Here is a 12,969-nt window from a genome sequence, read left to right on the forward strand (position 1 = left end):
GATGTTCGAGCTCAGCAAGGACCACGAAGACTTCCGCCACCTCGTGCGTGACTTCGCCGAATCCAAGATCGCTCCGCACGTGGCGCAGTGGGATCGCGACCACCACTTCCCCTCTGAACTCGTGCCGCAGATGGGCGAGCTCGGGCTCTTCGGACTCGTCGTCCCGGAGGAGTACGGCGGCGCCGGCCTGGACGAAGGCGGCTTCACCTACCTGTGCCTGGCCATCGAAGAGCTGGGACGTGTCGACCAGTCGATGGGCATCACGCTCTCCGCGGGCGTTGGGCTTGGCATCAACCCGATCCTGACCTACGGCAACGACGAGCAGAAGCAGGCCTGGCTGCCCGACCTGGTGGCCGGACACACCCTCGCCGGTTTCGGCCTCACCGAGCCCGAGGCCGGTTCGGACGCCGGCGGCACCCGCACCAAGGCGACGCTCGCCGACGGCCAGTGGACCGTCAACGGCGCGAAGTCGTTCATCACCAACTCCGGCACCGATCGCACCTCCGTGGTCACGGTGACCGCCCGCACCGGCGAGACCGCCGACGGCAAGGCCGAGATCAGCGCCATCATGATTCCCTCGGGCACAACGGGATTCACCGTCGAGCCCGCGTACAACAAGCTCGGCTGGCACATCTCCGACACCCACGGCCTGTCGTTCGACAACTGTGTCGTGCCGGAGGAGAACCTGCTCGGGGAGCGCGGTCAGGGCTTCAAGCAGTTCCTCAAGACGCTGGACGACGGCCGCATCGCGATCTCGGCGCTCGCCGTCGGTCTCGCACAGGCGTGTCTCGAGGCCGCGGCTGACTACTCCAAGACGCGCATCGCGTTCGGAAAGCCGATCGGCGTCAACCAGGGGGTGTCCTTCCAGGTCGCCGATCTGGCGGTCATGGTCGAGGCTGCCCGCCTGCTCACCTACAAGGCGGCGTGGCTCAAGGACGAACTGGAAGCCGGCCGTCGCAGCGCCAAGGAGGTCAAGCAGGCGGCGTCCATCGCCAAGTTGTACTCCTCGGAGGCCGCGGTGACCGCAACGCGGATCGCCACGCAGATCTTCGGTGGCAACGGCTTCATGGAAGAGTTCCCGGTGGCGCGGTTCTACCGCGACGCGAAGATCCTGGAGATCGGCGAAGGGACGTCCGAAGTGCAGCGCATGTTGATCGCCCGTGGGTTGGGGCTCCCGTCGTGACGGCCCACCCCAAGGACCCTCGGGTCGAGGACGTCCGCGCCCGGCTGCAGGCGGCGTACGACGCCTCACGAGCTCCGTCCGAGGCAGCTCGGGCAAAGCTCGACTCGCAGAACAAACTCTATGTGCGAGAACGCATTTCGCTGCTCTTCGACGAAGGGTCGTTCGTCGAGGACGGCCGCTACGCAAACTCCACCGCAACGGGGCTTCCGGCCGATGGCGTGGTGACCGGTCGCGGCACGGTGGATGGCCGGCCGGCGATCGTGATTGCCAACGACCCGACCGTGAAGGCTGGTTCGTGGGGTTCGCGCACCGTGGAGAAGATCGTGCGCGCCACCGAGATGGCGCTGCGCGAAGAACTCCCGGTGTTCTGGCTGGTCGACTCCGCCGGTGCGCGCATCACTGACCAGGTGGAGATGTTCCCCGGTCGCCGCGGTGCGGGCCGCATCTTCCACAACCAGGTGGCGCTGTCGGGCAAGGTGCCGCAGGTCTGCTGCCTGTTCGGGCCGTCCGCCGCGGGTGGCGCCTACATCCCGTCCTTCACCGACCTCATCATCATGGTCGAGGGCAACGCGTCGATGTATCTGGGCTCGCCCCGCATGGCCGAAATGGTTGTGGGAGAAAAGGTTTCGCTGGAAGACCTCGGCGGCGCACGGATGCACTGCACCCAGTCGGGGGTGGGCGACCTGCTCGCGTCCGACGACACCGAGGCCATCGAGCTCGCGAAGCTCTTCTTCTCATATCTCCCGCAGAACTGGCACAGCGACGGGCCGGTCTACCACCCCGAAGCACCGGCCGCGCCGCTCACCGATGACGTCGTGCCGGAGGTCGAGAGCCAGCCCTTCGACATCCACGAGGTGATCGACGGGCTCGTCGACGACGACAGCTTCTTCGAGGTCAAGCCGCTGTTCGCTCCCGAGCTCGTGGTGGGCTTCGGGCGGATGGACGGACGCAGTGTCGGGCTCATCGCCAACAACTCCGCCGTCAAGGGCGGCGTGCTCTTCACCGACTCTGCCGACAAGGCCGCTCGCTTCATCTGGATGTGCGACGCCTACAACATTCCGATCATCTACCTGGCTGATGTGCCCGGTTTCATGATCGGCTCCGAGGTGGAGCGTGGCGGCATCATCCGCCACGGCGCAAAGATGGTGTCGGCGGTCTCGTCGGCCACCGTGCCGCAGTTCTGCGTCGTGGTTCGAAAGGCCTATGGCGCAGGGCTTTACGCGATGGGCGGCCCTGGTTTCGGACCGGACGCGACGCTGGCACTCCCCACCGCGCGCATCGCGGTGATGGGGCCCGAAGCGGCCGTCAATGCGGTGTACGCCAACAAGATCGCTGCGATCGAGGACGACGCCGAACGCGAAGCCTTCGTGCAGGCACGACGCGAGGAATACCTCGAGGACGTCGATCTCGAACGTCTCGCCGCCGACCTGGTGATCGACGGCGTCGTCGAGGCGTCAGCCCTGCGGGACGAACTGCTGCACCGGTTGCGTTATGCCGCTGGCCGCGATCGTCACTTCAGCACTCGTCGCCGGTCGATCCCACCGGTCTGACCTGCCCCGCGAAAGCAAGAATGCCCGCCCCACTTCGGGGCGGGCATTTTCGTCACGGCTGCGGGGGACGCCCCGGCACCGTCACGGTCACTGTGACGGGGGGAGGCGGTGGAGCGGTCACCGTCACAGTCTGCGCCGGACCGGTGACCGTCGCGGTCGAGGTGGCCGTGGCTGTGGCTGTGGTGGTGACTGTCGCCGCCGCTGCTGATGTCGTGACCGTGCGGGCAGCTGCGGTGCGGGTCACCGTTGCAGTGCGGGTGACGGTGGCCGCTGCCGCCCCGGCCGCGCTGACCGTCGTGGTGACGGTGGTCGTGGGCGCCTGACCTGCGGCGGTGCTCGTGGGTGTGGTGCTCGTGGTCGCGGTGTCACTCGGCGCGACAGTCACGGTCTGCGCCGCCTGGGTCACCGTCGTCTCGCTGGTCTCACCCGATGCACTCGCGCGTCCCACCCACCAGCTGAGGCCGAGCAGGAGCACGGCAAGTACGCCGGCACCGGCCACCAGGGGAGCGTTCAGGCCGCCGCCAGCGCCGTACCGACCCTCGTCCTCGTGGTCGTTGCTGTCGACCTCGTCGTCGATGTGGTCGTCTTGATCCGAATCGTCGTACTCGCGGTCGTCGTCGGTCTGGTCGAAGAAGTCCATGATCCCGGGACGCTCATCGTCGCCGCGGGGCGTTTGCTTGGAATCAGCCATCGTCGTCCAGAGGTATGAGACGCGAACCGTGGCGCGTCGGCGATGCACGAACGATGCGTCCGCACGAGTGCACACGCTACGCGAAGCGCGCACCTGCGCAAGACCACCCGTGCGTCGGGATAGGTTGCGCACATGTCGTTCAGTGACCGGGTCGATCGGCTCCAGCGCCGCCACCCGGTGCTGGGCTTCCCGATCGCGGTCTGTTACAAGTTCTTCGACGATCTGGGCGCCTACCTGGCGGCGCTGCTGACCTACTACACCTTCATCTCGTTGTTCCCAGTGCTGCTGCTGGCCTCGACCGTGCTCAGTTGGGTGCTCCGGGGCAACCCCGGCCTGCGCGACCGGCTGCTCGAATCAGCGCTCGCGGAGTTCCCCGTGATCGGTGACCAACTTCAGGCGCCGGCTGCGCTGGACGGTGGAATCGCGGCGGTGGTCATCGGCACCCTCGGTGCGCTCTACGGTGCGCTGGGCGCTGCGCAGGCTCTGCAGTACGCCGCGAACACCGCCTGGCAGGTGCCCCGCAACAGCAGGCCCAACCCGTTCAAATCGCGCGGACGCTCCTTCGTGCTCTTGGTGACCGTGGGCTTCGGTCTGCTCCTCACCACGGCACTCTCGCTCTACATCAACACCCTCATCTCCGGACGTCCGGCGGTCATCACCATCCGCCTCCTGTCGGTGCTGCTGTCGATGGTGGTCTTCCTCGCGGCCTACCAGATGGCCACGGCACGCACGTTGCGGCTGAGCGATCTGTGGGTGGGCGCCGCCGTCACGGCGATCGGTTGGGAGGCGCTGAAAACCTACGGCGCCACCTACGTCAACACCGTCATCAAGCATGCGTCCGCGATCAACGGCGTCTTCGCGTTCGTCCTCGGCATGCTGGCCTTCATCTACGTGGCGGCACTGCTGATCGTCTTCTCCCTGGAGATCGATGTCGTGCGCCGTCGCAAGCTTTATCCGCGCGCACTCCTGACCCCGTTCACCGACGCCGTCGATCTCACCCGTGGCGACGAGAAGGCATACGAGGGCCAGGCGAAAGCGATGCGGGCCAAGGGTTTCGAAGCGATCCAGGTGACCTTCGACGATTCCGGCCGCAGCGCGCGCACCGGTGATGACGGCTCCGGCGAGACCCAGCCCATGCCCTCCCGCCCCATCCCGCACCGCGGCGATTCGCCGCGGTCGGGCTCCACTGCGGTGAGCGAGGATCAGCCCTCCGTCTCGGAGTGAGCCGACCGTCGGGAGCGAGGTCGGTCTGCCTCAGGCCGTGCTGCTGGCGCCTTGGCGGATGCTGTGCCACGGCACGTCGATCTCCTGCAGCAGTTCGCGCAGCGCGGGCAGGCTGACGCCGACGACGTTGTGGAAGTCGCCCTCGATGCTGGTCACGAACGGCCCACCCAACCCGTCGACGGTGAATGCGCCTGCGACGTGGAGTGGTTCGCCGGTGGCGACGTACGCCTCGACTTCTTCGTCGTCAATGTCGGCGAAGTGGACGACGGTGCTCGCCGTCACTCCGAAGGTGGCGCCGGTGCCCTCGGCGCGGGTGTCGATCAGCCAGTGACCGGAGTGCAGCACCCCGCTCTTGCCGCGCATGCGCTGCCAGCGGCTGATCGCATCAGCTGCATCACTCGGTTTGCCGTACGCAGCACCCTCGAACTCCAGCACGCTGTCGCACCCCAAGACCAGTGCGTCGTCCGCGTCGTCCCGGCCGGCGACGTCCTCACACTTGGCGCGGGCGAGTACGAGCGCGACGCCGGCGGGCTCCAATGGTCCGTAGCGCTTCTCGGCCTCCGCGGTCGCCGCTGGTTCGTCGACGTGCGACACGATCACCTCGGGGGCAACGCCTGCAGAACGCAGGGTTGCCAAGCGGGCAGGGGAAGCGGATGCCAGAACGAATCGCACCCGCCCGAGCTTAGGGCGTGGCGACGTCGAGCATGCTGTCGTCCACTACCGATAGCCTCGGCTTGGAGGGCGTAGAGCTGTATCGTCGAATTCACGTCACGCACGCTATGCGCGGCCCTACTTCGATTGCTATCCAATTGACCTGAGTAGATGCCTCGCACATTGCGCGTCGATGACGTCGAGCTCGCCGCCGCGCTCTCCTCGCCCCCATCCGTCCAATACCTGGCGCCCTTCTTCGAACAGCCACGCAGTGTGGCGCAGGCATGCGAATACCTCGACAAGCCCATGAGCAAGATGCACTACTGGGTGCGGCGCTGGACGGGTCTGGGTGCGCTTGAGATCGTCGAGCGCCGCACCGATTGCGTTCTACCGCACCGTCGCCGACGAGTTCGTCGTCCCAGGCGCGCTCTTGCCGGATGCTCTGCTGGAGAAGCAACTCGCCCGGCTGAACGACCTATTGATCCGAAGTTTGGTGCGCACCGCACCCGAGGTGATGTACGGCGGCGACTTGCTGGTCTACCAAAGCCGAGGTCATCGAATGACCGCGATCGATCGGGTAGTGCCCGGGGGTCAGTCCGTGTCCGCCGACGACAGCCTTCAGTGTGGTGCCACTCTGCTCCTCACCTCTGCGGAGGCGAGAGAACTGCGAGAGGAACTATCGGCTCTTCGCGACCGGTGGCAGACGCGCTCGGACGGCCGCTCTCGAAGCTCCAGCGGCATTAGCGAGCAGCTCCTGATGCTCGCCACGGTTCCGCAAGAGTCGGAATAGGCAGGTCAGTCGGTCGCGCGGATGGGGTCGTAGGACGCCTGCCTCGCCGCGCGCCGCAACACTGTCAGCACCGCTGGCCCGAGGGTGAGGATGGCGATGGTGTTGGTGATTGCGCGGCCGGTGTCCCACCCGCCGGTGGAGGTCAGCAGCGTGAAGATGCCGAAACGGTGGAGGTTCTCCAATAACGGCGCACCGGGGATGTAGGAGATACCACCCTCGTAGTAGGGCACTTCGGCGCCGGCGATGAAGGGCCAGAACCACAGGTTCATCAACGCGCCGAAGAGATAGGCGACCACGATGCCGTATGCCACCAGCATTGCTATCTCGCGCTTGCCGCGCACGCGGCGCGGCAGCAGCCCGGCGCCCAACCCGATCCACGCCGAGCACAACATCTGGAAGGGCAGCCACGGCCCGACGCCGGCCGTGAGCAGCGCCGAGGAGAACAGCGATGTGCAGCCGAGCACGAAGCCGAATCCTGGCCCGAACACCCGCCCGGCCAGGATCAGTAGGAAGAACACCGTCTCGATGCCGGCGGTGCCGGCGCCCAGTGGTCGCAAGGCAGCGTTGATGGCCGACAGCACTCCGAGCATGGCCAGCGCCTTGGAGTCCATTCCGCCGTCGGCGATCTGCGCCAGGACGATGGCGACGAGCACCGGCAGCACGGCCATGAAGATGAACGGCGCGTCCGTGCCGTGCTGCATTGGTTCGGGCGAGACCCGGGTGAAGAGCGGCCACGCAAACATCACCAGACCGGCCACGGACGCCAGCGCGATGGTGATTCCCGAGCGCAGTCCGAGCCGCACGGCCGGGCCGTCGAGGGTGGTGACCAGGTCATCGCCCTCGACTGCTGGGGCGGCGCTCGTGGAGCGTCCAGCGAGGCGGTTCATGCGCTCACCTGCATTGCGCGTCGCACCTGGTCGACGGTCAGGTAGGGCAACGGATGGAGCACTTTGGCCACCTGCGGCGCGAAGATCGGCGATGAGGCAATCACCTCGTCCGTCGGGCCATCGGCGATGAGCTCGCCTTCGGCCATCACCATCACCCGGTCGGCGACTTGGGCGACGAACTCCACATCATGCGTAGCCACCATGACCGAATGTCCCTGTGCAGCAAGGAGATCGAGCTGCTTGTGCAGCTGCGCTTTTGCGCTGTAGTCCAAGCCGCGAGTCGGTTCGTCGAGCAACAGCACCGGAGGCTGCGCTGTCAGTTGCACCGCAAGGACGAGGGCGAGCCGCTGGCCTTCGGACAGATCGCGCGGATGCTGCTCGTCGCGAATACCGCTGACGAGACTGTCGAGCAGGGCACGGCACCTACCCGGCTCACGCCCGGCGGCGGTGTCCGCTGTTTCACACTCGGCGCGCACGGTCTGCAGGTACAGCAGGTCAGCCGCGCTCTGCGGCACGAGGCCGACGGCGGCCCGTGAGCGTTCGGGGGAGACCTGCGCCGGGTCGATGTCGCCGACGCGCACACTGCCCGAATGTCGGGGCAGTGCTCCCTGGAGCGCCCACATGAGCGTTGACTTCCCGGAGCCGTTGCGGCCCATGAGCGCGGTGACGGTGCCTGGACGCAAGGTGACATCGACTTCCCGCACGGCAACTTTCGGTCCGTAGGTGACGGTGACCTTCTTCGCCTGCAACGCGGGAGGTCCATCGCTCGGCCGACGTTCCACCCGCTCAATGTGCTTGCCTGCCAGACCGTTTCGTAGCGATGCCGCACTGCGTCGGGCGTCACGCACCGACAACGGAAGGGGCTGCCAACCGGCCAGTCGGCCGAGCTCGACCACCGGTGGTGCGATGGGGGAGTCCTGCATCAAGGTGGCGGCTGGTCCGTGCACCACGCGTCCGCTGCCGGGCAGCAGTACGAGCGAATCGGCATACTGCACAACGCGTTCCATCCGATGCTCGGCGATGACCACCGTCGTCCCGAGGTCGTGGACGAGCCGCGTGACAGCAGCCAGCACATCTTCAGCTGCCGTCGGATCAAGAGCGGACGTCGGTTCGTCCAGGATCAGCACCTGCGGCTGGGTGGTGAGCGCGCTGCCGATCGCCACGCGTTGTTGTTGTCCACCTGACAACATATGCAAGGGACGGGACCGTAGGTCGGCGATGCCGAGCAGATCGAGCACTTCTTCGACCCTTTTACGCATGACGGTCGGCGGCACGGCGAGCTGCTCCATGCCGTACGCGAGCTCCTCCTCGACCGTGTCGGTGACAAAACCGGCGACGGGGTCTTGCCCCACCCGGCCGACGACATCGGCCATCTCGCGCGGCGGGTGCTGCCGGGTGTCGTAGCCGCCGACTGTGACGCGTCCGCGCAGTCGGCCACCGGTGAAGTGCGGCACGAGGCCGTTCATCGCCCCGAGTAACGTCGATTTGCCGACCCCGGTGGTGCCGACGACGAGCGCGAACTCGCCTTCGGGAATGTGTAGGTCGACGTCCTGAAGCGCCGGTGCATCGGCGCCGACGTACTGCACGCCCACCCCGTCGAGCTGGATCATGCCGGCACTTCCTCACGAGCTGGTGGAGCGACTTCGGCGGTGCGGGGAGCGCGCGGAGCGAGAGCGGCCGGCAGCATGGCGGCCAGTGCGGCGACCAGCGGCAGCGAGTCGATGACCGGCCACTGCAGCGGCGAGAGCGTGGGGGTGAGATGCGCCGGTTGTGTCTGGGTGGCGAGGTACATCACGGTGGCGGCGCCAATGCCGCACGCGGCCACGGTGAGCGCGGTGAAATCAAAGGGGTCGGGGCGGTAGCGGGTGGTGCGCTTGCGGGTCGCCGAGACGAAGAGTCCGCTGCAACCCAGTGCGATTCCGGTGAGCAGCGTCGGCATCTTCATCCATCCCGGGGAGTCCTGACCCAACACGTTGTAGACACCGACGCACACGCCGATGAGTCCGAGGATGGTCAGCGATCCGGTGATCAAGCGGGCCCGCGCGGTGGATCGTCCGTGGCGGCCGTAGCCCCGCGAATCCATGGCAGCTGCGAGCAGTAGCGATCGGTCCAGAGCATCGGCCAGCACAGGAATGACCAGGGCCTGCACCGCGTGTCGCTTGCCCACCCCACCGCGCAGCCGGCGAGCCCGGTGCACCCGCTGTGCGCTCTCGGCCAGTTGCGGAAAGACCGAAACGGCAACGACCACCGCAGTTCCGATGTCGTACAACGCAGTTGGCACCGATTTCAGCAGCCGCTTGGGGTTGGCCAACGAGTTGGCGGCGCCCAGACAGATCACCATCGCGGCGAGCCGCAAGCCGTCGTACAACCCGCCGAGCACCGACTGCCAGGTGACCGTGCCGAACAAGCGGATGCCGGCGGCCCACGCGGGCAAGGGAATCTCCGGCAGCCGCACGATCACATCGGTGCCGTCACCGCCGCCGAAGATCACCCGGAAGCCGACCCGCAGCACCACGATGATCACGCCCAACCACACGTACAGCCGGAACGAGCGCGACCACGGAGCATCGCCTCGCCGGCTGAACACCACGCATGCCGCAGCCGCGATGAACAGCAGCGACAACAGTGGGTTGGTGGTCCAGGTGGTCGCTACCGCCAACCCGATCGCCCACATCCACCACGCGACCGGGTGGATCGCGCGGGGCAGGCGGGAGACGATCGCCCGCCGCCGCGCCTCGCCCAGCAGACTCACGAACTACGCCGGCGACGCAGGGCTGTTCCGGCGCCGAGCACCGCGAGGAAGGTGAGCACTGCGGCGCCGAGCAGCGTCGGAGTGTTGAGCGAACTGGAGGTCTGCTCCTTGGCCTCACGGGCCAACTTGTCGGAATCGGCCACCTGGACGCCCGCGGCAACAGCCGGGCCGCCGCTCGGGTTCGCGCCTGTGCTGGTCGCCCCGGCCGTTGCACTCGAGCTCTTGCTCGCGGCCGCGGACGACGGCTCCTTGGCCGCGAGGCTCGGCGGCAGCGACGTGGCCGTGGCGTTCTCGGTGGCGGCCGGGTTGGAATTTGCAGCAGCACCGGAGGTGCCCGGGGCCGCGGGAGTGCCGCTCGAACCGTTCGAGCTCGCACCCTGACCGGGGGAGCCAGGCTGGCTACTGCCCTGTGGCGCGCCCGCAGCAGACGGCGCCGCTGGCGAGCCGGATGTCGTGGATCCCGCCGTCGCCGAGGTCGAAGGGGGACGGGCCGAACTGTTAGCCGAGGTTGAGCCCGACGAACTGGTCGGTGCGGGTGGTGGCGTCGCCGCAGTCGGTCGAAGCGGGCGCAGGCGCGGCTGGGGGTTGGTGGTCGCCGTCGCGTTCAGCGAGAACGACCAGGCCTCGAAGCCGCCCTTGATCGCGTTGCGATTCTTGACGCCCCACTGCGAGTACCGCCATGTGCCACCGTTTTCGGCCCACCAGTACGACCAGTAGGCCTTCGCCGGCGGCGTGTTGATGCAGGCCTCCTTGTAGCCCGGCATGCCCGCAACCGGAATCGTCTCCGAGGCCGAGGGGCGGTTGTAGAGCCGGCAGATGAAAGCATCTCCCCAGCGGGCCACGCCGGCGTAGGGCACACCTGCGAGCTTGAGGGCGTCCAGGCCGGTGGAACCCGGCGGGATGTTCGGCGCGCAGCGGATCACCAGGCCACCGCCCAGCGCCTGGAAGTCGACGACCACGGTGGTGCCGTTGGCGTCCTTGCACATGCCGTCGTAACCGGCAGCGTGTGCGGCGGGGGCCGCGACGAAGGAGACCATGCCCGACCCCGCGAAGGCGAGAGTCAAAGCGGCTGCGGACCGGGCAGGGCGTGCGGCGATCACAGCTGACCCCTCCTGCTCAGGCCGACCAGCAGCAGCAAGCCACCGATTCCGCCTCCACCGACGGCCAGGGCGAGCGGCCACCAGTTCGTGCCGCCACCGCCTCCATCAGCCGACTGTGCCGGTGCGGCGGCCGCCTGGGTGCTGCGCTCGGGCGTCGCCCTCGCCGGTGAGCTTGCTGCGGCCGCCGAGGTGCTGGCGCTGGAGGTCGAACTGCTTGATGGTGCAGGCGAATTCGTTGTAGCAGAGCCCTGCTGGCCGGGTTGTGCGGGCTGCGTCGCGAACGGGTCGACGCCTCCCGGACCGGTGGCCGACGGCTGGGCGCTGGAGTGCTGCAACGCGCGCGAGATGACCGTGCGGACGTCCGGCACCGCGACACGAATCGCGGGTGCGGATCCGGTCGGCCTCCGGGGCGGCTGCACCGGGGTCGCCGTCGTGCTCGAGGCGGTAGCACCTGGACGCACTGCCGTGCTGGACGGCGCAGCAGAGCCGGACCCGCTGGACGTCGTCGCGCTCGCGCTGGGTGTGCTCGGCGTGGTGCTGCTGGGCTCGGGGCTTGTCGTGGGCTCCAAAGTGCCCGGAGTCGAGGTGCTCGGTGCGCTCGTAGTGGGCGCCGAGGTGGACGGCGCAGAAGTGGAAGGCCGCGTGGTGGAGGGCTCCGGTGACGTGGGAACGCTGGTCGACGGCGCGGTGGCCGTCGAGGTCGTCGTCGGTGTGCTGGTGGACGTCGGGGGCGTGGTGGGTGTGTCGACGACCCCGGTCAGCTCGCTGAACGGCACCGGGTGCAGTGCGAAGATCGCCTGAGCCGTGGCGCGGCGCCATTGGTCGATGCCTGGGCCAATGCCACCGGTCTTCGCCTCGGCGAAAGACGTTGCGTCGTAAGCGATCACGCCGCGATCGGAATCGAGCGCGCTGCCGCTTCCGGTCCACTGCAGACCTGCCACCCAGCGTCCGGCCCGAGCCGCTGCATCGGTCTGACCGGCGGCGTACAGCGAAGCGGCGACCAGGCCGGTGCTGTTGGTGTTCGCGCCCTCGGTGCTCACCCCGCCACCGAACGACCCGTCCGGCTTCTGCACCGAGACCAGGAAGGACGAGGCTCGCTCGGTCGCGCCCGAGGGTACGTTCAGACCAGCCTTCTTCGCCGCGAGCAGCGCCTGCAGTGCCATGGCGGTGCCGTCGTTGTCGGGCGCCACCTCACCCGCCGCATTCTGCTGGTCGCAGGTCTTGTCGTCGGGGTAGAACATCGGGAACCACCCGGCCGAGCACTCTTGTCGCACAAGGAAATCCACGGTGCTCTGGACGAGCCCCGGGTTTGCCTTGTGGACGCCGGATCCGATGAAGCCGAGCACGGCAAGGCTCTGGCTGAAGATGTTGGTGCTGTCGTAACCGGTGGCTTCAGGATCCTTCAGGCGCCCCTTACCGGGGCCGCTCGTCGCGACCAGCGTGGTGGTCTGATCGAGGATGTTCAGGGTGCTGCCGTCGGCCTGCTTCAGAGCGGTTGGATCGGCTCCCATGGTTGCCGCGGCGAAGAGCACCTTGGCGCTGGCACCGGCCGTGATGTAGTCGATGTCGCCATAGGTGACCGGACCGGCGTAGTCCTTGGCGTGCTTGGCCACGGCCGACCAGATCTTCTGCGTCTGCGCGGTGGTGCCGCCGTTCGCTTTCACTGCCCACAGGGCGTCGATCGTCAGACCCCAATCAGCGCCGACGAAGCCGGGAATGCCGCCGGATCCGGGGTCGATCTGGGTGAGCAGCCAATCCTTGGCGGCGGCCGGATCGCCGTGGGTCGGACGTGTGCCGGAGGCGTCCGCAGGGGAGATCACAGCGATGGCGCCGATCACGGTGGTGGCGGTGAGAGCAGTCAGCGCAGTGGTCACGCCGCGGCGCCCCGTCGCAGTTCGATATGTCATCCCGGGTCCTTCGCCCTTGGGCGTGAACCGCGCGAGACCGGTTTGCGACATGAAACCGGTTGCCCGACTGCAGTCCACGACAGTCTTTTTCAGCAGCGAAGAATTGGGCATTCCGGCTCGCGAGGAAGACCTCGCCTACGGTTGCGGGACAGCGCCGGGATTCGACCGGCTTCCCCCAAACTCGTTCGCAGTGCCCGCTCGGAGCACTGTGTGCCAGGCTACGTGCCAGATGTC

Annotated in this window: 11 protein-coding genes and 1 riboswitch; of the genes, 4 read left to right on the forward strand and 7 right to left on the reverse strand. The window is 67.7% G+C overall.

Annotated features, from left to right (window positions below):
• Position 1: 1 nt before the first annotated feature.
• Positions 2-1,183: an acyl-CoA dehydrogenase family protein gene (locus tag J5M86_RS04045; protein ID WP_188061524.1), complete on the forward strand. Its 1,182-nt coding sequence runs from the start codon at positions 2-4 to the stop codon at positions 1,181-1,183.
• Positions 1,180-2,733 (forward strand): acyl-CoA carboxylase subunit beta, encoded by a 1,554-nt coding sequence (locus tag J5M86_RS04050; protein ID WP_188061523.1) that lies wholly within the window; start codon positions 1,180-1,182, stop codon positions 2,731-2,733. The genes J5M86_RS04045 and J5M86_RS04050 overlap by 4 nt, the downstream gene beginning before the upstream one ends.
• A 52-nt stretch (positions 2,734-2,785) precedes the next feature.
• Here J5M86_RS04050 and J5M86_RS04055 read toward each other — a convergent pair whose 3' ends face one another.
• Complete coding sequence (locus tag J5M86_RS04055; RefSeq protein ID WP_188061522.1) at positions 2,786-3,424, reverse strand: hypothetical protein; 639 nt, start codon at positions 3,422-3,424, stop codon at positions 2,786-2,788.
• A 132-nt stretch (positions 3,425-3,556) separates the two neighbouring features.
• Here J5M86_RS04055 and J5M86_RS04060 point away from each other — a divergent pair, with 132 nt between their 5' ends.
• Entirely contained in the window at positions 3,557-4,648 is a 1,092-nt protein-coding gene (locus J5M86_RS04060) for a YihY/virulence factor BrkB family protein (protein ID WP_188061521.1), read from the forward strand.
• Positions 4,649-4,678: 30 nt separating this feature from the next.
• On the opposite strand, the gene J5M86_RS04065 is transcribed toward J5M86_RS04060, so the two are convergent.
• On the reverse strand, positions 4,679-5,320 hold the full coding sequence (locus tag J5M86_RS04065) for a nucleoside triphosphate pyrophosphatase (protein ID WP_188061520.1): 642 nt from the start codon (positions 5,318-5,320) through the stop codon (positions 4,679-4,681).
• 334 nt (positions 5,321-5,654) lie between these two features.
• Between J5M86_RS04065 and J5M86_RS04070 the strand changes: the two genes are divergently transcribed.
• Complete coding sequence (locus J5M86_RS04070; protein WP_188061519.1) at positions 5,655-6,089, forward strand: hypothetical protein; 435 nt, start codon at positions 5,655-5,657, stop codon at positions 6,087-6,089.
• A gap of 5 nt (positions 6,090-6,094) precedes the next feature.
• Here J5M86_RS04070 and J5M86_RS04075 read toward each other — a convergent pair whose 3' ends face one another.
• The 5 genes from J5M86_RS04075 to J5M86_RS04095 are packed head-to-tail and all read right to left on the reverse strand — an operon-like array spanning position 6,095 to position 12,735.
• Positions 6,095-6,976: an ECF transporter S component gene (locus J5M86_RS04075; RefSeq protein ID WP_188061518.1), complete on the reverse strand. Its 882-nt coding sequence runs from the start codon at positions 6,974-6,976 to the stop codon at positions 6,095-6,097.
• Positions 6,973-8,586 (reverse strand): ABC transporter ATP-binding protein, encoded by a 1,614-nt coding sequence (locus tag J5M86_RS04080; RefSeq protein WP_188061517.1) that lies wholly within the window; start codon positions 8,584-8,586, stop codon positions 6,973-6,975. The genes J5M86_RS04075 and J5M86_RS04080 overlap by 4 nt, the downstream gene beginning before the upstream one ends.
• Positions 8,583-9,728, reverse strand: a complete 1,146-nt coding sequence (locus J5M86_RS04085) for an energy-coupling factor transporter transmembrane component T (protein ID WP_223158671.1) — start codon at positions 9,726-9,728, stop codon at positions 8,583-8,585. Before J5M86_RS04085 ends, J5M86_RS04080 begins: the two co-directional genes overlap by 4 nt.
• A complete protein-coding gene (locus J5M86_RS04090; protein ID WP_208965099.1) occupies positions 9,725-10,792 on the reverse strand; it encodes a hypothetical protein in 1,068 nt (355 codons plus the stop codon). Before J5M86_RS04090 ends, J5M86_RS04085 begins: the two co-directional genes overlap by 4 nt.
• Positions 10,793-10,824: 32 nt before the next feature.
• Positions 10,825-12,735, reverse strand: a complete 1,911-nt coding sequence (locus tag J5M86_RS04095; RefSeq protein WP_188061514.1) for a hypothetical protein — start codon at positions 12,733-12,735, stop codon at positions 10,825-10,827.
• Positions 12,736-12,840: 105 nt separating this feature from the next.
• A riboswitch (cobalamin riboswitch) is annotated at positions 12,841-12,911 on the reverse strand.
• Positions 12,912-12,969 lie beyond the last annotated feature (58 nt).

It is taken from the genome of Yimella sp. cx-51, assembly GCF_017654605.1.
In the GTDB taxonomy this organism is placed as follows: Bacteria; Actinomycetota; Actinomycetes; order Actinomycetales; family Dermatophilaceae; genus Yimella.

Bases quoted from the DNA above. Each gene is read 5' to 3' on its own strand.
- J5M86_RS04045 (WP_188061524.1), top strand. From the start codon at position 2: ATGTTCGAGCTCAGCAAGGACCACGAAGACTTCCGCCACCTCGTGCGT.
- J5M86_RS04095 (WP_188061514.1), bottom strand. From the start codon at position 12,735: ATGACATATCGAACTGCGACGGGGCGCCGCGGCGTGACCACTGCGCTG.
- J5M86_RS04055 (WP_188061522.1), bottom strand. From the start codon at position 3,424: ATGGCTGATTCCAAGCAAACGCCCCGCGGCGACGATGAGCGTCCCGGG.
- J5M86_RS04080 (WP_188061517.1), bottom strand. From the start codon at position 8,586: ATGATCCAGCTCGACGGGGTGGGCGTGCAGTACGTCGGCGCCGATGCA.
- J5M86_RS04075 (WP_188061518.1), bottom strand. From the start codon at position 6,976: ATGAACCGCCTCGCTGGACGCTCCACGAGCGCCGCCCCAGCAGTCGAG.
- J5M86_RS04060 (WP_188061521.1), top strand. From the start codon at position 3,557: ATGTCGTTCAGTGACCGGGTCGATCGGCTCCAGCGCCGCCACCCGGTG.